Raw genomic sequence first — 19,504 nt, 5'->3', positions numbered from 1 at the left:
ATGAAGGTATTATTTGATCATCAAACGTTTACGCTGCAGGAATTCGGTGGTATTTCACGTTATTATTATGAAGTTATCAGACGGGGTATTGATGACCCTGATATGGACGTCGATGTTTCCCTGTTCTTTTCCAATAACGCATACCTGAATAAAAATACATACCAGGCAACCAGACCGTTTGTTCCCGGGAAAAACTTCCGCGGAAAGACCCGGTTGATGTATTCTATCAATAAGACATATAGTCTGACCAAATTAAAAATATCCAACTACGATGTTTTTCATCCAACTTATTACGATCCATATTTCCTGAAACACATTGGAAAGAGGCCATTCGTTGTAACCTTCCTGGATATGATTCATGAAAAGTTCTCGAACAGGTATGCTTCACTCGCACAGGATAAAACGATTTTCAACAATAAAAAAATCCTACTGCAGGAATCTTCTGCTGTGATTGCCATCTCGGAATCCACCAAAAAAGATATCATGGATATTTTCGGTACCGACGGCAGTAAAATCAAAGTAATTCATCTCGGGAACTCCCTGGTTTTATCAGACAAAAAAGAAGAACGGTTGCATTCACATCCTTACTTGCTTTTTGTGGGTAATAGGAACTCTTATAAGAATTTCCAGGAGCTGCTGACTCTCGCTCCTGAACTAGTACGCCAATATGATCTGCACATTATTTGTGCGGGCGGAGGGAGATTTTCCGAGAGTGAAAATGCCGCTATCCGGCAACAGGGGTTACATACCCACATACATCATTTTCCCATTAACGATGATACGCTCCGGAATCTATATGAGAATGCGGAGATATTTGTATTTCCCAGTCTCTATGAAGGCTTCGGCATACCTGTACTGGAGGCTTTTGCCTGCGGTTGCCCATGCATACTTAGTACAGGAGGCTCATTGCCGGAAGTGGGAGGGGATGCTGCCATGTATTTCAATCCCGAAGACGGAAATTCCCTGTACAATTGTATCCGAAGCCTGATGGATGACAGCGATAGCAGAAAACAGCTGGCAGCAAAGGGGTACGAAAGGCTTAAATTATTTTCCTGGGATAAGACATATGAACAGTCCGTTAATCTATATAATTCAATTAAGAGATGAAAGCAATAATAACGGGCATTTCGGGACAGGATGGCGCCTACCTGGCAAAGTTGCTGCTGGAAAAGGGATATAGTGTCACAGGAATTACAAGGAACAATCATACCGCCAATCTCGAACGCCTGGCGTACCTCAATATTGAACATCAGGTGCAGATCGAGGAATGTGATCTGATGGACTTGTCTGCAGTTATCAACCTGATCAAAACGCAGGATTTCGATGAAATTTACAACCTGGCTGCTCAGAGCTCTGTAGGTTTGTCTTTCAGTCAGCCAATTGGCACATTGCAATTCAACACCACCTCTGTTATCAATTTGCTGGAAGCAATCCGGCTGTCCAAAAAAAATATTAAGTTTTACCAGGCCTCCAGCAGTGAAATGTACGGGAAAGTCAAAAACCTGCCTGTAACTATCGAGACCCCTATGCACCCGCTCAGCCCCTACGCTATCTCCAAGGCTTCGGCATACTGGATGGTGGTAAACTACCGTGAATCTTACGGACTGTATGCATGTAATGGGGTTTTATTTAATCACGAATCCTTCCTGCGGGCGGGTAATTTCTTTGTGAAAAAAATTATCAGCGAAGCAGTACAAAATAAAGACAACCCTGACTGGATGCTGAAAGTTGGCAATATTGATATTTCCAGAGATTTCGGGTATTCGGCGAAATACGTGGAAGCAATGTGGCTCATGTTGCAGCAACCCTGTCCAAAGGATTATATCATCTGTTCCGGGCAAAGCGTTAAGCTTCGTAGCATTATTGAATATGTATTCAAAACTCTCAATATTTCCACAGAAAAGTATTATATAGACAAAAGCCTGCTAAGGCCTACAGATATTGAAGATATCTACGGAGACAATGAACAGGCAAGGAAAGAGCTGAACTGGGATTACCAATATAGCTTCTTTGACGTTATCGATCTGCTGATAAAAGAAGAGCAGGCATTCATAAACAATAAAAATAACAATTCTCAACTGTGAGTGACCATAAAATTTCCATCGTCACGGTCGTTTATAACGGGGCAAAAACACTGGAACGGACGATCCGAAGCGTAGCCGACCAACAGTATTCAAACACTGAGTACATAGTTATCGACGGTGGGTCTACCGATGGAACACAGGATATTATCAGGAATTACAGCCATGTAATTAATTATCAAACAAGTGAAAACGACAAAGGCATATATGATGCCATGAATAAAAGCCTCAAGATAGCAACAGGGGATTGGCTTTTATTTCTCGGGGCGGATGATTACCTGCTACAAGACAGCATCAGCAATTTTGTTGAGCGCATTACAGACAAAGATGCCTTGTATTACGGCGATGTGTATATGCCTGGGCGGCACATATTGTATCATGGACAGTCCAGCGCGAGCTTGCTTGCCAGGCGGAATATATCCCACCAGGCTATCTTCTACCCCAGATCAATTTACAGTAAAAAGCAATATACCCTGGAATACAGCATCTGTGCAGACTATGCATATAACCTCGAAGCATTCAGGGAGTTGGGCGCCTCAAAATTTATTTATATACCGGTTCTGGTTGCCATATTCAATGACCGGGATGGTACAAGCGCAAAAAAGACCGACGCCAGGTTCGACGCCGTTCATTCATCGCTGGTAAGAAAAAACCTGGGACTCTTAGTATATCTACAGACAATTCTATTGAAATTTTCACGATTCTTTAAACCAAAATAACGATACATAATAGATCATAAAGTACATTATGGAATTTTTTATCTTCCTTTTTGATTACTTGCAAAACGACATACCTACTTTTGCCTTCCTGGCGGTATGTATGGGAGTGATCTATTATTTCCTATTCCGTAAACAGGTATACAGCCTGTTCGATCCTTTGCTCATCCAGCTATTTTCAAACGTAATTAGCGCAAGTACAGTAATTTTCTGTTTTCTTAAAGGAATCGTCGAATACAAGTTCCTTGTCAGCTTCATCCTTACCGAACTAGCCCTTTTTGCCGGTTTTTTTGTATTTAAGCCCATTTCTGCACAGTTTCCGACAATCCCCCCCCAACCGCTAAGAATCTCATTAAAGATTACATCAGCTATCCTGTTTAGAGTAGCTGCATTCCTGTTTATTGTCTTTCAGCTTTATAGCTACAAGCAAATAGGCATTCCATTGTTCTCCGATAAATCCAGACTGACTTTATATGAAGGCACAGGGTACATTTTTTACATTATCGGCACTGCACAGTTTATTACGATCTATCTGCTGATCGATAAATTATTCCGTAAAGATTTTTTTGTCAACCAGCTGGGGAATCTTTTCTTTAATGTGACAGTCTTGTTATTTACAGTCCTCACTTTTATACTGTCCGGTTCAAAATCCAACCTGCTATCCCTTATCGTGGCTATATTCGCGTATGTTCTATACAGTCCCAACCTGGGGATCAGCAGCGACCTTTTTGAAAAAGTGAGATCAAAGCTTAAGCTCCTGTTTATTGCCAGCGTCTTCTTTTCTATCATGATCATCTCCATTACCGCTGGTACCAACCTCGGCAATTCTATCCTGATGTTGTTATATAGGATCGTCGGGTATGGGGATATATATGTGATGGCATATCATGATACTGTTTTGCAACAAATTGATCCGGCAGGCTCATTTAATTATCTTTTTGGAGGGAATTTATTTAGCTTTCTAAATCATTTTCTGTTCCTCGATATATACCGGCCTAAAGTACTGGGGTTCCAGATAACGGAAATTATCTACGGCGATGACCTTGGTACCGGTCCAAACGCACGGCATAATATTTTTGGATACATTTTTTATGGCTGGGCTGGCGCTATTTTATTTTCCTTTATACTTGGCCTGCTTCTCGGATTTTTCAGGAATAAGCTTTATAGCAAACTTCCCAAAAATATATTCGGGTCATTAATTTATGCGATATTATTCATCCAGGCTACCGCGCTTCCTTCGGATGCGCCTTTTGTATTCAATGAGCTGTTTTACACATTGTTGATGTTCGCGATCCTTTTTACGATTTCCTACCTGTTGGCTAAGATGTTTTTAATTTCGCCCGCTAAATCCGGAAAAGATGGCTTCTGAAGAGATATTAGGTGTAATAATAACGTTCAATCCCGAAATACCCGCATTGCTGGGAAACCTTGCGTGTATAACCCAGCAGGTAACCAAGGTTGTCATTATAGATAATCATTCCTCCAACTGGAGCCAATGGAAAGAGCTGGCAGGCAATAATGCCATCCTTATCAGGAATGAAACCAATGTAGGCATTGCCGCAGCCCTTAACCAGGGACTGGCATTTGCAGCCGGGAATGGCTTCCGCTACTTTATCAGCTTCGACCAGGACTCCAGCCCTGGCGAAAATATGGTCGCTGTTCTCTATCAAGCCTTCCTTCAAACGGGCAAACATACCGCGATTACCGGCCCCGTCTATGAAGATTTCCGGCTGGGAGCATCCATGAATCAACATACTATTTCCTCCGCCGGAGTCATCAGCCCGGCGTTAACGCTGATAACTTCAGGCGCACTGTACAGAACAGACATTATTCTCAGCGCAGGGGGGTTTTGCGAGAAACTTTTTATTGACTACGTCGATTTCGAACTATGCCTCCGCCTGCATCAGCAAAATTATCTGTGTTACATTACCCGTAATGCCGTGCTATATCACCAGCTGGGAAACAGTGGAATGAGAACATTTGCCGGCATCCGGTTCATAATCACCAACCATTCCCCACTCAGGAGATATTACCTTATCCGAAACAAAATTATAATTTGGAAAAAATACGGCGTAAAATTACCGGGATGGGTGGCCAGAGATGTGCTGTCCACCTTGAAAACTATCTTTGGTATGCTGCTTTTCGAAAAACAGAGATGGTCGAAATTCAAGAGCATGATAAAAGGAATGATTAACGGCATTACTACGAGTATATGAAAATCTTAGTTCTACCAAAATATCACGAAGAAGGCTCCAGCTCGCGATACAGGTATTACAATTACAGGGAGTACTTTAAGCAAAGTGGAGATATGCTGTTTTTTTTGCCGTTATTATATAACGGATATGTGGACGATTTGTATAAAAAGAAAAACAAGCTGAAAAGGGTGGCCGGCATGGCATACGGCATCTTATACCGTGCTGCGTACCTGCTGGCCAAAAGGAGCCGGTTTGACTTGCTCATTATAGAAAAAGAACTGTTTACTTATTGTCCCGGGTTTATTGAACAGTTACTGCTTGGGAAAACGGCTTACGTATTGGACTTTGACGATAATATTACCGCAAGATACCTGCACCATCCTCTCTTAAAAAAAATACTGGGTGGGAAAATATCCACCCTTGCTGAGAAAGCGGCGCTGGTAACTGCCGGTAATCACTGGTACGGCTCCATTTTCTCGCGAACTACCCGGTTAAAATATCTACCCACAGTTGTTTTTTTCGACCGTTACCAGGCTCAACCAGCAGGTCTTGAAAAATCAACAAAGCCCGTGAGCATTGTATGGATCGGTTCCCCCGGAACAGCCCGATATCTTACTCTTTTAGAAAAAATACTGGCTTCGCTGGCTTCTGATCATAATATTGAACTGGTGGTAATCGGCGCAAATATCCAAATCCCCAATATACCCATGCGCACCCTGCAGTGGAGCGCAGCCACAGAAGCGGAAGAGCTTTCCAAATGTCATATTGGTATTATGCCACTGGAAGATACGCTTTGGGAAAAAGGGAAATGCGGGTTCAAACTGATCCAATACATGGCAGCGGGCCTCCCCGTTGTAGGCTCTCCACTCCCTGCCAATCTGGAAATTATAACGGAAGAAACCGGTTTTATTGCAAATGACCTGCAGGAATGGGGTGAACACCTTTCCCTGCTGATAAATTCACCGGAGCTTAGGGAAACAATGGGACAGGCCGGCAGGAAAAGGGTAAAGGAACATTATTCATATGAGCGCTGGGGGCCGGAATTTGTAAAGATGATCCATGCCATCGACATACGGGATCATGCAAAAAAACAAATATGAAAAACGTACTTTTTGTAATAACTAAAAGTGAGATCGGCGGCGCCCAGAAATTCGTGAAAGAACAGGTGGATATTTTGACCTCGGCGGGATTCAATTGTTACCTGGCTACAAATCGTGCAGGATGGCTGACGGAAACTACCGGGGGGAAAATCAGGGAAAGTCTTATAGACGCCGGGATCGAATCACGGCTTTCACCTCAGTATTTAATTCGGCTGAAATCATTCATCCGCTCGAACAATATAGGCCTTGTAATTTGTAACTCCGCCAACGGCGGGCTCTATGGCCGCCTTGCAGCCAGGTTTGCGGGAACCCGCTCCATTTATGTCACGCATGGCTGGTCATCGGTCTATAACGGGGGGCTGATCAGCATTGTGTTCAACAAAGTAGAACGTTTCCTGTCCACCCTTTCCGATGGTGTGCTCTGCGTATCGCAAAACGATTTGAAAATTGCAAAGGAGACGATTGGCATAAAACCATCCAGGCTGAAAGTTATCCTTAACTCCATTTACCCATGTAAAGCAGGAACACCACGCGCGGCATCGGCAGATAGGCCGGTCAGAGTACTTACAGTATGCAGGCTTAGCCATCCTAAGCTGCCTGAAATGCTGGCAGAGGCAATGGAAGGCATCGCTGATGCAACACTTACCATAGTAGGGGATGGAAATAAAATGACTGAACTTCGGGAAATCATAAACAGCCGGCAGCTGACAAATCTGGAACTCAAAGGTGAGATACCTTTCTTCCAGGATTTCCTTTCATACGATATCTTTGCGCTGGTCTCAAAAAGCGAAGGCTTACCTTTATCGGCATTGGAAGCAATGTCTGCCGGCCTTGCCATCGTAATAAGCGATGTTGGTGGATGCAGCGAGCTGATCAGGGAAAACGGAGAACTTATCGATAACAATGTGCCCGCTATAAAGCAGGGTATAGTTTCCTGTATGAACAACCTGGAAAAATTCCAGCGGAATTCATCAAGATTTTTCAGTGAAAATTTTGACCTGAATAAAAATTCGTCAATGTATATTTCCTATTATAATCTAATTGCTGGCTGGTCATGAACATTTTGCTAACCGGGGCGTCGGGGTTCCTTGGAAACATCATTTGTAATAAACTTTCCGGTGAAAACCATCTTATCACATTAGGCAGGAATGCACCATGCAATTCCACAGATCATATTATATGTGACCTTGGCAGGCAGGTACCCATCTTCGGCAGCGGGGTAAAAATTGACATGGTCGTGCATGCAGCCGGCAAAGCACACATAGTTCCCAGGAGCCTTGAAGAAGCTGATAACTTTTATGAAGTTAATTATAAGGGTACTCTTCGCCTGCTGGAAGGATTGGATGCCCTTCCCGTCAAACCCAGGGCAATAGTCTTTATCAGTACAGTTGCAGTATACGGGTACGATAAAGGGACCGATATCGATGAAGGTCATAAAACAAATGGCAACAGCCCATATGCGCTTTCGAAAATAAAAGCAGAAGCCGCTCTTCGGGAATGGGCCGTCAAAAATAATCTGAACTGCACGATACTCAGGCTACCGCTTATTGCCGGAGCAAATCCCCCCGGTAATCTCGGGAAAATGATAAATACTATTTCAAAATCCCGGTATATCCGTATCAGCGGAAACCATGCCCGCAAAAGCATGGTGCTGGGGGAAGATGTCGCGCGCCTGATCCCATCACTATGTGACCGGAACGGTATATTCAACCTCACTGACGGTGAGCACCCTTCGTTTTATGCGATTGAAGAGGCTATTCGAAATAAATATAAAAAAAACATCTATTTTATTATACCAAAATGGCTATTGAAGGGAGCAGCCCGCTTGGGGGATCTGTGTGCAAGATTCGGTCTGCCGGCGCTTTTCACTTCAGAAACCTTTGAAAAAATTACATGTACTTTAACATTCTCCGATGATAAAGCGAGAAAAGAATTAAATTGGAAGCCACATTCATCATTAACCTTTTTACAATGAGAAATTTTGACCTGCAATCATTTATAGATAATAAAATAACCAATCGTAAAGAAAGTATTTTTCAGAAAGACCTCACGAACAATCAAAACACACTTGCTGAAGCAATCAATTCAAAGAGTGTTCTGGTAATAGGGGGAGCAGGCACGATTGGATCGAGCTATATCAAAGCACTGCTGAGGTTCAAACCGTCCAAGCTCGTGGTGGTGGACATAAACGAAAATCAGTTGACGGAGTTGGTGCGGGATATCAGAAGTTCCGCCGATCTTCACGTGCCGAAAGACTTTATTACCTACCCGATCAACTTTAGCGACTCCGTGTTCGCAAAAATATTCGACAGTCATAAAGGCTTCGATATCGTTGCCAATTTTGCTGCCCACAAACATGTCCGAAGTGAAAAGGACATTTTTTCTATCGAGGCGCTTATCCGCAATAATGTTATCAATGCTAAGTATCTGCTTGATCAGATATTACAGTATCCCCCCCGTCATTTTTTCTGCGTGTCTACGGACAAAGCTGCCAATCCCGTTAATATCATGGGCGCCAGTAAAAAAATAATGGAAGAGCTTATACTAAGTTACTCCCGTGACATGAAAGTAACAACAGCGAGATTTGCAAATGTCGCTTTTTCAAACGGCAGCTTGCTGGCCGGCTTTGTAGAGCGAATCATGAAGCGTCAACCCTTATCAAGTCCAACCGATATTAAACGATATTTTGTCTCTCCAAGGGAATCCGGTGAGCTTTGCCTGCTGGCCTGCATTCTCGGTAAAAGCGCAAATATATTTTTCCCGAAAATAAGCGAGGAGGAAATGAAAACTTTTTCAGAGATCGCGAAGGATTTTCTCGAGTATTGCGGGTTTACTCCCCGGGTGTTTGATACGGAAGAAGATGCAAAAGCCTTTGCTGAAACCCTCAACGAAAATTCCATTGCTTATCCTCTACACCTTTTTAAATCCGTTACAAGCGGAGAGAAAGCATTTGAGGAATTTTTCACCAACGAAGAAAAGGTTGATATGCAGGCATTGCATGCCATCGGAATAATTGATGCCGAAATCAACAAAAGCAAAAATGATATGAATGAATTCATCCGGGAACTGAATGAAATATTTGATGCGAATTCATCAAAAAAAGAAATCGTAGAATTTCTGTCGAAGAAGATCGATACTTTTAATCATATTGAAACCGGTATGAACCTGGATCAAAAAATGTAAGGTATGTACAAGTTTTTAAAGAGATTGCTGGATATTGTTATTTCCTTAATGGTCCTGCTTATTTTATCCCCTTTCCTGCTCATTATCTGCATATTATTGAAATTAACCGGGGAAGGTGAAATATTCTATTTCCAAAAAAGGATCGGGTATAAAAACCAGTATTTTTACATCTGGAAGTTCGCCACAATGCTAAAGAACAGCCCTAACATGGGCACAGGTGAAATTACGCTGCGGAACGACCCCAGAGTTACGCCACTAGGTGGCTTTTTAAGAATTACGAAGATCAATGAATTGCCTCAGATCATTAACGTTTTGAAAGGCGATATGAGTCTTGTTGGGCCAAGGCCGTTGGTTGATAAAACGTTTAATGCATATCCGGAAAATGTACAAAAGAGGGTGTATGATTCCAAACCGGGCATCACTGGCATCGGCTCAATTGTTTTCAGGGATGAGGAATTGTTAATCAGCTCAGCTACTGTTCCACCCGCACAGTACTACGAGGCGGTAATCGCTCCTTATAAGGGAGAACTGGAATTGTGGTATCAGCAGCATAAATCGCTTATCACCGATCTCAAGCTAATTTTCCTAACCGCCTGGGTCATCATTTTCCCCAACAGTAAGCTTCCGTACAAATTAAGAAACCTCCCTCAAAGAAAAATTTAAATGAAAAAAGCATTAATTACCGGTGTTACTGGCCAGGATGGCGCATATCTGACTGAATTGCTACTCAGTAAAGGATATGAAGTACATGGGGTAAAAAGAAGAAGTTCATTACTCAATACCAACCGCATCGATCATTTATACCAGGACCCACATGAACAAAAAGTAAATTTCAAGCTTCATTATGGCGATCTTACAGACTCCACCAACCTTATCCGTATCATTCAGGACGTTCAGCCTGATGAAATTTATAACCTCGGTGCAATGAGTCATGTGCAGGTTAGCTTTGAAGCACCTGAATATACAGCCGATGCGGATGGCATTGGTACGTTGAGGATATTGGAAGCAGTACGCCTGTTGGGGTTGACGCAAAAAACCAAAATCTATCAGGCGTCTACGTCGGAACTATACGGCCTTGTACAGGAAGTTCCGCAATCCGAAAAAACTCCTTTTTATCCCCGCTCCCCTTACGCTGTGGCAAAGTTATACGCCTATTGGATCACAGTGAATTATCGCGAAGCATATGGCATGTTTGCCTGTAACGGCATCCTGTTCAACCACGAAAGCCCTCTCCGCGGTGAAACATTCGTTACCAGGAAGATAACACGTGGTGTGGCAAAAATTGCCTTGGGACTGCAGGACAAGCTATATATGGGAAACCTGGACGCCAGACGCGACTGGGGTCATGCAAAAGATTATGTGGAAGCCATGTGGCTGATCCTCCAGCAAGACTCGCCTGAAGATTATGTAATCGCCACCGGCATAACAACACCGGTAAGGGAATTCATCAGGATGGCCTTTGCAATAGTTGGTATTGAAATTGAATTCAGCGGAACAGGCGTTGACGAAAAAGGTTTCATCAAGAGCTGCAGTGATTCTGACTTCAATGGTAAAATCGGCCAGGAAGTAGTTGGTATAGATCCACGCTATTTCAGGCCGACGGAAGTTGAACTGCTGATCGGCGATCCGTCAAAATCAAAAGCCAGGCTAAAATGGGAACCTAAATATGACCTGACTGCACTGGTAAAAGAAATGGTCGTTTCCGATGTGGAGCTTTTCAAACGTGAAAAACTGTTGAAAGAAGCCGGGTACAATGTTTTAAATCAGTATGAATAACACAGGCAAACGCCAGACAAGGATATATACGTCAGCCACAAAAAACGAATGGCTGAAATAAAGCATTTCATAAAAAATAACATCTTAAGGCTGGCAGAACATTCAACAATACCTGCTTTTCCCGATTAAGGCATACTTTTTGACGTTCCAAGCAACAAAACTCCGCTGAATGAAGCAATTTATCCTACTGGCAACAGGTTTTCTGTTTACTGTCAACGCTTTTGCGCAGGAGAAATTACCGGTAATTGTACCCTATAATGTGTATAACTACAGAGACCTTTATCTCGATTCAGTCAACAGGCATACCGCCCTTAAACCTATCCTTCACGAGGATACCAGTGCTTTATACCAAACAGACACCACCAAACGAAGCTGGTTCCACCGCAAACTTTTTAAAGAACATCTGTTCGAGTTCCGCCAGCCGGACTATAATGTCTTTATCGATTTTTTGCCGGATCTTCAGCTGGGCAAAAGCAATCAGAATAAAACACTTTGGTTGAACACCAGGGGAGCACGCGTACAAGCCAACATCGGAAAGAAATTTTACTTTGAAAGCTCTTTTTTTGAAAACCAGGGAATGTTCCCCGTTTATCTTGATAGTTTCGTTGCTCGCAAAAGGGTAATTCCCGGTCAGGGCGAAGTAAAGTTCGATCCGGGTGAAGTGCCCGGCGAAAGTTATGACTACAACTATGTAACGGCCTTTCTCTCTTATACTCCCAACCATTATTTGAATTTTACGTTAGGCTATGGCACCAACTCTTATGGCGATGGTTATCGCTCGCTCATTCTTTCTGACGTTGCCTTCAGCTATCCTTACCTGAAAATCACCGCCAACCTTGGCCAGTTTCAGTATACCTCCATGTGGTCGCAATTCATGGACCTGGCTACCAAGTCATTTGGACAGGCGTATGAAGGTATTGGCTACGACAAAAAATGGGGAGTATTCCATTTCCTCGACTGGAACGCTACTAAAAAACTCACAATAGGCCTGTTTGACGCCGTAATCTGGCCCGATGCCGATACATCAGGCCGAAAAAGAGGATTTGATTGGAGTTACATGAACCCGGTAATTTTCCTCCGTCCCGCCGAATACTCCACCGGTTCTTCAGATAATGCGTTGCTGGGAATGAATATCAAGTACAAAATTTTCTCTAAGACCACCGTTTATGGCCAAATTGTTTTTGATGAACTCAAAATAAAGGAACTGCTGAGCTCAGACGGCTGGTGGGGCAACAAATGGTCTGCGCAATTCGGTTTCCGCTCCTTCGATCTCTTTAAGATACCCAAACTGGATCTGCAGGGAGAGTTCAATGCAGTAAGGCCATATACCTATTCATATAGCAATACCAGAACAAACTACGCACATTACAACCAGTCATTGGCCCACCCGATGGGAGCCAATTTCAAAGAAATACTGGCAATCGCATCTTACACCTATAAAAGATGGTATATACGCGCTCAGCTAAACTATGCTAATTATGGGTTGGATGATCCTGCAACTGATATTAGTTATGGACAGGATATTTTTAAAAACTATATTAAGCGGCCCGGTGATTATGATATCAGATTCGGTCAGGGTGTAAAAACAGACTTTCTGTATGGACAAGGATCAATTGCCTTCATATTAAATCCAAAATATAATTTGCGGTTAGAAGCGTCCGCTGCTGCCCGCCGGGAAAAGAATTCCCTGGAAACAAACCAGGAATTCATTTTTTCACTCGGCCTGAGAAGCACCTTCCGGCAGTTTTATTATGATTTTTAAGCGCGCATCAAATCCTATAGCTTCTTCCGGCCCATAACTATTAGGTTATAAGGAGCTTCTTGCCGTACAAATAAAGTTTCGATGTTGAAGTAATCATATATTTCCTTGACCAAATGCCCGTCAAAAACATGATGATGCAGACAACGATTCTCGAAATTCCTCTTCGAACGCTCCTCGAAATCAATTTCTCTTGCTCCAGGGTCCCTGGAAAGATCGTGAAGTTTCAAAATCTCTTCCAAGTGTGTCAGATCATCCTCGCCGATATCTTTTTGAAAGTCTTCCTTGAGATGTTTCATTGTAGTTGTCGGCCGTAAGTGATCAAATGTGTAACGTTTGTCAGGAAGAATGACCAACATTGCGCCACCGGGTTTCAACACCCTATGCCACTCCTTAACTGCCTTCAGCGGGTTGGCAAAATGTTCAAGATTATGACTGCTTAATATAAAATCGTATTGATGAGGCTCTATTCTGGACAGATCATTCCCTTCGTTGATAAACTGGTAGCCCTGCTTATCTGTGGCATACCGGTACGACATCCCCTCTTCAATATTACCTTCCCATACCGTAGAATTTGAAAAATTAACTCCGTCTACCCTTTTTGCAAACTTATAAGCAGGCAAGTACCCCTTATCCTGAAATATACTGCTCGGCCCTCCAATTTCAAGACCAATTTTGTCCCGAAATAGATCAACAAAATGCATAAAAGCATCCTGGTTAGCACCTAGAACTTTTTTTTTGATCTGTTTTAATAAAAGTATGGGATGCGTAACGTAAACATGCATATAATAGAAAATTGAATTTATTAACAAATATAACATAAATAATTAGCCGATAACCACAACTTACCAAAACGCCCGCTTTCCAGCGGGCGTTTTTTATCTTAAAACCAGGGGAACCAAACAAAAGATACTTAACTGATGGATAAAGGCCGTGCAAATGGGGCAAATCACATGGGATGAAATAACCTCCCTTTCCTTCGCTCTCTTTTTCACTCACACAGGAAAGTATACACGCAATTATCAATTACGTCAGTCTCTTTTCAATAAATTCAAATGATTATTGGATAAGGTTCTCATATTCCCCGGTTGTTCATAGCGCTTACTGGTGTAACATTTTCCTTTATGAATATACGAAATAAATATTGAAAAAACCAATTTTAACAAAACAGGTTACCTTCGCACCATGCATTATGTTACAGTGGAAGGGCTTGCCAAATCGTACGGCATCACCCCCCTTTTCGAAAATATCTCCTTTCATATAGAAGAAGGCGACAAAATCGCCCTGGTGGCCCTCAACGGCACCGGCAAATCTACCCTCCTCAAGATCCTCTGTGGCAAGGAAACCGCCGACGCCGGCAAAGTATGGATTCATAAAGATGTTACGGTTGTTATGCTCGAACAGTCTTCGAACTTCAACATGAACCAGTCCGTTCTCGAAAACATCTTCGATCACGAACACCCCATCCTGAACGCCATCAAGGAATACGAGCTGCTCACAGACGATGACGCCGAACCGGACGCCACCCTGCTCACCGCCTCCATCGCCAAAATGGACGAGCTGAACGCCTGGCACTTCGACAGTAAAGTGAAACAGATCCTCGGCAAACTCAATATCCACCACCTGGACCAGCCCGTTGGAACCCTCTCCGGCGGCCAGCAGAAACGGGTGGCGCTAGCTAAAGTATTGATAGACATAGGGTTTGAACACAAACACACCCTCCTCATCATGGACGAACCGACCAACCACCTGGACGTAAGCATGATCGAATGGCTGGAAAATTACCTGGACCAGGAGAACGTAACCCTGCTGCTCGTTACCCACGACCGCTATTTCCTGGACAGCGTGTGCAACGAGATCATGGAGCTGGACAACGAACAACTGTATATCTACAAAGGCAATTACGAGAACTATCTCGAGAAAAAAGCCGCCCGCGAGGAATCCGACCGCTCCAGCACTGAAAAAGCCCGCAACCTGTACCGCAAAGAGCTGGAATGGATGCGCAAGCAGCCCAAGGCCCGTACCACCAAGTCCAAATCCCGGCAGGACGCTTTTTACGAAGTAAAAGAGCGCGCCGCCAAACGGATCGAACAGCAGCAGCTGGAGCTGAACGTGAAAATGACCCGGCTCGGCGGCAAGATCCTGGAACTGAAAAAAGTCTACAAAGCCTACGGGCCTCTGCAGATCCTTAAAGGTTTCGATTATACCTTCAAAAAAGGCGAACGCATCGGCGTAGTGGGTAAGAACGGCGTGGGAAAATCCACCTTCCTCAATATGCTCATGGGCACCGAAGCGGCGGATTCCGGGAAGATCAATGTGGGAGATACCGTCGTGTTCGGCAACTACTCCCAGCAGGGCCTGATCGTGAAGGAGGATATGCGGGTGATCGAGTTCGTAAAAAACATCGCGGAAAACTTCCCCCTGGCGGACGGTACCAAGGTGAGCGCGGCGCAGTTCCTGCAACTGTTCCTCTTCAGCCCGGAAAAACAATATACTTACATCTCCAAGCTCAGCGGCGGGGAAAAACGCAGGCTCCACCTGCTATCTATCCTCTTCCGCAACCCGAACTTCCTTATCCTCGATGAACCGACCAATGACCTGGACCTGCCCACGCTCAGCATCCTGGAAGATTTCCTGCAAGCCTACCAGGGCTGCATCGTGATCGTGAGCCACGACCGTTACTTTATGGACAAACTGGTGGATCACCTTTTTGTATTCGAAGGGGACGGCGAGGTACGCGACTTCCCGGGCAACTACTCCCAGTACCGCGAATGGGAGAAAGACCAGGAAAAACTCAAGACCATCCCCGAGCCCGTTGCCCCCAAACCCTTGGAAACGGAAGCCCCCGCAGCCCCGAAAGGCCGCAAGATGTCTTTTAAAGAGAAACGGGAACTGGAATTGCTTGAAAAGGAGATCGGATCCCTGGAGCAGGAAAAAAAGCTGCTGGAAACCCAGCTGGCCGAGGGCACCCTGCCTTACGACCAATTGCAGAAAGCCTCCAACCGCATCGGGGAGATCATGCAGCTGCTGGACGATAAAGGTATGCGTTGGCTGGAATTGAGCGAGCTTTTCTCTTGATTATTAAATGTTATCTTTGCGGGAAATTAAGAAAATCGATCAAATGAAAAAAGCATTAATCACCGGTATCACCGGGCAGGACGGTGCATATTTAACCGAATTATTGCTGAAGAAAGGCTATGAAGTTCACGGCATCAAACGCCGCGCTTCGCTTTTTAATACAGACAGAATAGATCACCTCTACCAGGACCCGCATGAGCAGAACGTCCACCTTAAACTGCATTATGGCGATCTGTCAGATTCCACCAACCTTATCCGCATAATACAGGAAGTTCAACCCGATGAAATATATAACCTGGGAGCCATGAGCCATGTCCAGGTTAGCTTCGAAGCGCCTGAATATACCGCGGATGTGGACGGCATTGGCACCCTTCGCATACTGGAAGCCGTTCGCCTGCTGGGCCTGACAAAAAAAACCAGAATATACCAGGCCTCCACGTCGGAATTATACGGGCTGGTGCAGGAAGTGCCCCAGTCAGAAAAAACACCGTTCTATCCCCGTTCCCCATATGCTGTAGCGAAAATGTACGCATTTTGGATCACCGTTAATTACCGGGAAGCTTATAACATGTTTGCCAGCAACGGCATACTCTTTAACCATGAAAGCCCTTTACGTGGAGAAACTTTCGTAACGCGCAAGATCACCCGCGGTGTAGCTAAGATCGCTCTCGGGCTACAAGATAAGTTATACATGGGCAACCTCGACGCAAAACGTGACTGGGGCCATGCTAAAGATTATGTAAAAGCTATGTGGCTCATACTCCAGCAGGATAAAGCTGAAGATTATGTGATAGCCACCGGCATCACCAATACAGTACGTGAATTTATCAGCCTCAGCTTTGCCGAAGTGGGCGTTGAATTGAGGTTTGAAGGAGAAGGCGTAAATGAAAAAGCCTTTGTTGCCAAAAGCTTCAATCCTGATTTCCCCATTCCTGTAGGCAAGGAAGTAGTGGCGATAGATCCCCGTTATTTCAGGCCTACCGAGGTAGACCTCCTTATTGGCGACCCTACCAAAGCGCAAACACAGCTTAACTGGAAGCCGGAATATGATCTTTACACGCTAGTAAAAGAAATGGTAGCGGCGGACGTGGAACTGTTCCGCCGGGAAAAACTCCTGAAAGACGCGGGATATAAAGTTTTAAACCAGTTTGAATAATCTTATGCAGTTACAGGACAGGATATATATCGCAGGCCACCGCGGCATGGTGGGCTCGGCCATCAGGAGAAGGCTGGAGAAAGAAGGGTTTACCAACTTTATCACCCGCACTTCCGCGGACCTCGATCTTCGCAACCAGGCCGCCGTGGAGGCTTTTTTCAAAGAAGAAAGACCGGACCACGTGTTCCTTGCCGCCGCGAAAGTAGGCGGCATTGTGGCGAACAATACCTACCGCGCGGAATTCATCTACGACAACCTGATGATCCAGAACAATGTGATCCATCATGCGTATATGAACGGCGTCAAAAAGCTGATGTTCCTCGGCTCTTCCTGCATCTATCCCAAACTGGCGCCGCAGCCGCTGAAAGAAGAATACCTGCTCACCGGACTGCTGGAGCCTACAAACGAACCCTACGCCATTGCCAAAATAGCCGGCATCAAACTCTGCGATGCATACCGCAGCCAGTATGGCGCTGATTTTATTTCCGTGATGCCCACGAACCTGTACGGCCCGAATGACAACTACGACCTGCAGACCTCACATGTATTGCCTGCCCTGCTGCGGAAGTTTCACGAAGCCCGGGTGAATAACACGCCCGAAGTGACCATCTGGGGCTCCGGCACGCCGCTCCGCGAGTTCCTGCACGCGGACGATATGGCGGACGCCTGTTATTTCCTCATGCAACGTTACAACGAGCCCGGCCCGATCAATATCGGCGTGGGGGAAGACATCAGTATCGCGGACCTCGCCCGCCTGATCCAAAAGATCACCGGCTACGAAGGGAAACTCACGTTCGATGCCTCCAAACCGGACGGCACGCCCCGCAAGCTGATGGATGTATCCAAACTGACGGCCCTGGGCTGGAAAGCCGGCATCCCGCTGGAGGAAGGCATCAGGAAAGTGTATGAAGAGAAATTCAGCTGATAGATACCAAAGTCCCGGTCGGTAGCCGCTTCCTTCGTTTATCATCACTCTAAAAATTCCCATGCGATTGAATTTTTATAGTAGATTTAAATGATAAACCTGACCTTAACTATATGAACCAAAATCAACGTTTCCTATCCCTCGATGTGTTTCGCGGGCTCACGGTGGCAGGCATGATCCTGGTGAACACACCCGGCAGCTGGAGCCATGTATACGGGCCTTTACTCCATGCGAAGTGGCATGGCTGCACGCCCACCGATCTCGTATTTCCCTTTTTCCTGTTCGCTGTAGGCAATGCCATGAGTTTTGCCATGAAAAAGTTTGACCAGCTGAGCAATGCGCAGGTACTGGGAAAGATACTCAAACGCACCGCCCTCATCTTTATCATCGGCCTGCTGCTGAACCTGTTCCCCTTCGTGAAATACGACGGCGATGGGAATATGGTCATGAAAAGTCTTGATACCCTCCGCATATTCGGCGTATTGCAACGCATCGCGCTTTGTTACGGCATCGGCGCGCTGCTGATCCATTACCTGAAACCAAAAGGCGCCTTTATTGCCACCTGCGTTTTATTGCTGGGTTATTGGGCTATCCTCTATTTCCTGGGCGGCAGCGATCCTTACAGCCTGGAAGGCCATATCGGCCTCCAGGTGGACCGGGCTATACTCGGTGAAAAACACATGTACCATGGCGAAGGCATCGCCTTTGATCCGGAAGGCCTGCTAAGCACTATTCCCGCAATCGGCAACGTGGTGTTCGGTTTCCTCGTGGGCCGTTTTGTGCAGCAGAACCGTCACAGCCGGAATATGCTGATGAAGCTGGTGCTGGCGGGTACGATCATGGTAGCCGTAGCGCTGCTGTGGAATACGGTTTTCCCTATCAACAAAAAGATCTGGACCAGTTCCTATGTGTTGTACACAGTAGGCATTGCCACGCTGCTGCTGTCTATATTTATCTGGCTGATCGAGCTGAAAGGGTTACGCGCGGGTACTTATTTCTTTGAAGTATTCGGTAAAAACCCGCTGTTCATTTACGTGATGAGCGGGGTGATCGTGAAGTTGTATTTCCTGTTCCGCATCGGGCCTGAAAATGAAAATCTTTACGGCTGGTTATATGGCCATGTGTTTCAGCCGGCTTTCGGGGATTATCCCGGCTCGTTGCTGTTCGGCCTGTTCCATGTGCTGATCCTCTGGCTGCTGGGCTGGTGGATGGACCGCAGGAAGATATATATCCGGGTGTAACCGGAACTTCCGTTTTGGAAAGGGCTGCTCAGTTGAGCGGCCCTTCTTGTCTGAATAGGTAGCTTTAGGATGGGCCATGCACCTTTAAAGTTTTCAGTTGAAACACTATCAGCTGCACCTGAAGCATATCAAAAGCATAGCAAGAGCATATCAAAAGCGTATCAAAAGCATACTTACCCCCACCCGCTGCCATTTTAACCGTCCCTATCAGGCAAAAATGGCAGGCTTCCCCTATTGGCCAACCTTTATGTAAAGGTGGGGAAAGGCATGGTTACTCCTACGATACTCCCAGGA

General features: G+C 45.1%; 17 protein-coding genes. 16 read left to right on the top strand and 1 reads right to left on the bottom strand.

Annotated elements, in window-relative coordinates:
- The 12 genes from EG028_RS14200 to EG028_RS14145 all read left to right on the top strand — a co-directional run bounded on the left by EG028_RS14200 (position 1) and on the right by EG028_RS14145 (position 12,813).
- A complete protein-coding gene (locus EG028_RS14200; RefSeq protein WP_120517196.1) occupies positions 1-1,107 on the top strand; it encodes a glycosyltransferase family 4 protein in 1,107 nt (368 codons plus the stop codon).
- The gene (locus tag EG028_RS14195; protein ID WP_120517197.1) at positions 1,104-2,084 is read left to right on the top strand and encodes a GDP-mannose 4,6-dehydratase; all 981 of its coding nucleotides are present in this window, start codon (positions 1,104-1,106) and stop codon (positions 2,082-2,084) included. The genes EG028_RS14200 and EG028_RS14195 overlap by 4 nt, the downstream gene beginning before the upstream one ends.
- Complete coding sequence (locus EG028_RS14190; protein WP_120517198.1) at positions 2,081-2,800, top strand: glycosyltransferase family 2 protein; 720 nt, start codon at positions 2,081-2,083, stop codon at positions 2,798-2,800. The genes EG028_RS14195 and EG028_RS14190 overlap by 4 nt, the downstream gene beginning before the upstream one ends.
- 28 nt (positions 2,801-2,828) lie before the next feature.
- Positions 2,829-4,166: an O-antigen polymerase gene (locus EG028_RS14185; RefSeq protein ID WP_120517199.1), complete on the top strand. Its 1,338-nt coding sequence runs from the start codon at positions 2,829-2,831 to the stop codon at positions 4,164-4,166.
- Positions 4,156-5,013 (top strand): glycosyltransferase family 2 protein, encoded by an 858-nt coding sequence (locus EG028_RS14180; protein WP_120517200.1) that lies wholly within the window; start codon positions 4,156-4,158, stop codon positions 5,011-5,013. The genes EG028_RS14185 and EG028_RS14180 overlap by 11 nt, the downstream gene beginning before the upstream one ends.
- Complete coding sequence (locus tag EG028_RS14175; protein ID WP_120517201.1) at positions 5,010-6,092, top strand: glycosyltransferase family 4 protein; 1,083 nt, start codon at positions 5,010-5,012, stop codon at positions 6,090-6,092. The genes EG028_RS14180 and EG028_RS14175 overlap by 4 nt, the downstream gene beginning before the upstream one ends.
- Positions 6,089-7,150: a glycosyltransferase gene (locus EG028_RS14170; protein WP_120517202.1), complete on the top strand. Its 1,062-nt coding sequence runs from the start codon at positions 6,089-6,091 to the stop codon at positions 7,148-7,150. Before EG028_RS14175 ends, EG028_RS14170 begins: the two co-directional genes overlap by 4 nt.
- Entirely contained in the window at positions 7,147-8,067 is a 921-nt protein-coding gene (locus tag EG028_RS14165; protein WP_241559132.1) for an NAD-dependent epimerase/dehydratase family protein, read from the top strand. The genes EG028_RS14170 and EG028_RS14165 overlap by 4 nt, the downstream gene beginning before the upstream one ends.
- Positions 8,064-9,275 carry a polysaccharide biosynthesis protein gene (locus tag EG028_RS14160; protein WP_120517204.1) on the top strand — a complete coding sequence of 404 codons (1,212 nt, stop codon included), beginning with the start codon at positions 8,064-8,066 and terminating at the stop codon, positions 9,273-9,275. Before EG028_RS14165 ends, EG028_RS14160 begins: the two co-directional genes overlap by 4 nt.
- Positions 9,276-9,278: 3 nt before the next feature.
- Positions 9,279-9,938: a sugar transferase gene (locus EG028_RS14155; RefSeq protein WP_120517205.1), complete on the top strand. Its 660-nt coding sequence runs from the start codon at positions 9,279-9,281 to the stop codon at positions 9,936-9,938.
- Positions 9,939-11,051: a GDP-mannose 4,6-dehydratase gene (gene gmd / locus EG028_RS14150; RefSeq protein WP_120517206.1), complete on the top strand. Its 1,113-nt coding sequence runs from the start codon at positions 9,939-9,941 to the stop codon at positions 11,049-11,051.
- A 448-nt stretch (positions 11,052-11,499) separates the two neighbouring features.
- Positions 11,500-12,813 (top strand): hypothetical protein, encoded by a 1,314-nt coding sequence (locus EG028_RS14145; RefSeq protein ID WP_123864671.1) that lies wholly within the window; start codon positions 11,500-11,502, stop codon positions 12,811-12,813.
- Between the two features lie 14 nt (positions 12,814-12,827).
- Here EG028_RS14145 and EG028_RS14140 read toward each other — a convergent pair whose 3' ends face one another.
- Positions 12,828-13,595, bottom strand: a complete 768-nt coding sequence (locus EG028_RS14140; protein WP_162946519.1) for a methyltransferase domain-containing protein — start codon at positions 13,593-13,595, stop codon at positions 12,828-12,830.
- Between the two features lie 400 nt (positions 13,596-13,995).
- On the opposite strand from EG028_RS14140, the gene EG028_RS14135 reads away from it, so the two are divergent.
- The 4 genes from EG028_RS14135 (at position 13,996) to EG028_RS14120 (ending at position 19,210) form a co-directional block, all read left to right on the top strand.
- Positions 13,996-15,888 (top strand): ABC-F family ATP-binding cassette domain-containing protein, encoded by a 1,893-nt coding sequence (locus EG028_RS14135; RefSeq protein WP_120517209.1) that lies wholly within the window; start codon positions 13,996-13,998, stop codon positions 15,886-15,888.
- A 43-nt stretch (positions 15,889-15,931) separates the two neighbouring features.
- Entirely contained in the window at positions 15,932-17,044 is a 1,113-nt protein-coding gene (gene gmd, locus EG028_RS14130; protein WP_120517210.1) for a GDP-mannose 4,6-dehydratase, read from the top strand.
- 4 nt (positions 17,045-17,048) lie between these two features.
- Positions 17,049-17,969 carry a GDP-L-fucose synthase gene (gene fcl / locus EG028_RS14125; RefSeq protein WP_120517211.1) on the top strand — a complete coding sequence of 307 codons (921 nt, stop codon included), beginning with the start codon at positions 17,049-17,051 and terminating at the stop codon, positions 17,967-17,969.
- Between the two features lie 113 nt (positions 17,970-18,082).
- A complete protein-coding gene (locus tag EG028_RS14120; RefSeq protein ID WP_120517212.1) occupies positions 18,083-19,210 on the top strand; it encodes an acyltransferase family protein in 1,128 nt (375 codons plus the stop codon).
- Positions 19,211-19,504 lie beyond the last annotated feature (294 nt).

Source organism: Chitinophaga barathri, from assembly GCF_003807585.1.
Lineage (GTDB): Bacteria > Bacteroidota > Bacteroidia > Chitinophagales > Chitinophagaceae > Chitinophaga > Chitinophaga barathri.
Note: the sequence above shows the minus strand (reverse complement) of the source record. Positions and strands in the feature narration are given on the sequence as shown.

Excerpts from the sequence above, each read along its gene's own strand:
- EG028_RS14160 (WP_120517204.1), top strand. The coding sequence starts at position 8,064 with ATGAGAAATTTTGACCTGCAATCATTTATAGATAATAAAATAACCAAT.
- EG028_RS14175 (WP_120517201.1), top strand. The coding sequence starts at position 5,010 with ATGAAAATCTTAGTTCTACCAAAATATCACGAAGAAGGCTCCAGCTCG.
- EG028_RS14195 (WP_120517197.1), top strand. The coding sequence starts at position 1,104 with ATGAAAGCAATAATAACGGGCATTTCGGGACAGGATGGCGCCTACCTG.
- fcl (WP_120517211.1), top strand. The coding sequence starts at position 17,049 with ATGCAGTTACAGGACAGGATATATATCGCAGGCCACCGCGGCATGGTG.
- EG028_RS14140 (WP_162946519.1), bottom strand. The coding sequence starts at position 13,595 with ATGCATGTTTACGTTACGCATCCCATACTTTTATTAAAACAGATCAAA.
- EG028_RS14180 (WP_120517200.1), top strand. The coding sequence starts at position 4,156 with ATGGCTTCTGAAGAGATATTAGGTGTAATAATAACGTTCAATCCCGAA.
- EG028_RS14200 (WP_120517196.1), top strand. The coding sequence starts at position 1 with ATGAAGGTATTATTTGATCATCAAACGTTTACGCTGCAGGAATTCGGT.
- EG028_RS14155 (WP_120517205.1), top strand. The coding sequence starts at position 9,279 with ATGTACAAGTTTTTAAAGAGATTGCTGGATATTGTTATTTCCTTAATG.
- EG028_RS14165 (WP_241559132.1), top strand. The coding sequence starts at position 7,147 with ATGAACATTTTGCTAACCGGGGCGTCGGGGTTCCTTGGAAACATCATT.
- EG028_RS14120 (WP_120517212.1), top strand. The coding sequence starts at position 18,083 with ATGAACCAAAATCAACGTTTCCTATCCCTCGATGTGTTTCGCGGGCTC.
- EG028_RS14185 (WP_120517199.1), top strand. The coding sequence starts at position 2,829 with ATGGAATTTTTTATCTTCCTTTTTGATTACTTGCAAAACGACATACCT.
- gmd (WP_120517206.1), top strand. The coding sequence starts at position 9,939 with ATGAAAAAAGCATTAATTACCGGTGTTACTGGCCAGGATGGCGCATAT.
- EG028_RS14135 (WP_120517209.1), top strand. The coding sequence starts at position 13,996 with ATGCATTATGTTACAGTGGAAGGGCTTGCCAAATCGTACGGCATCACC.
- EG028_RS14170 (WP_120517202.1), top strand. The coding sequence starts at position 6,089 with ATGAAAAACGTACTTTTTGTAATAACTAAAAGTGAGATCGGCGGCGCC.
- gmd (WP_120517210.1), top strand. The coding sequence starts at position 15,932 with ATGAAAAAAGCATTAATCACCGGTATCACCGGGCAGGACGGTGCATAT.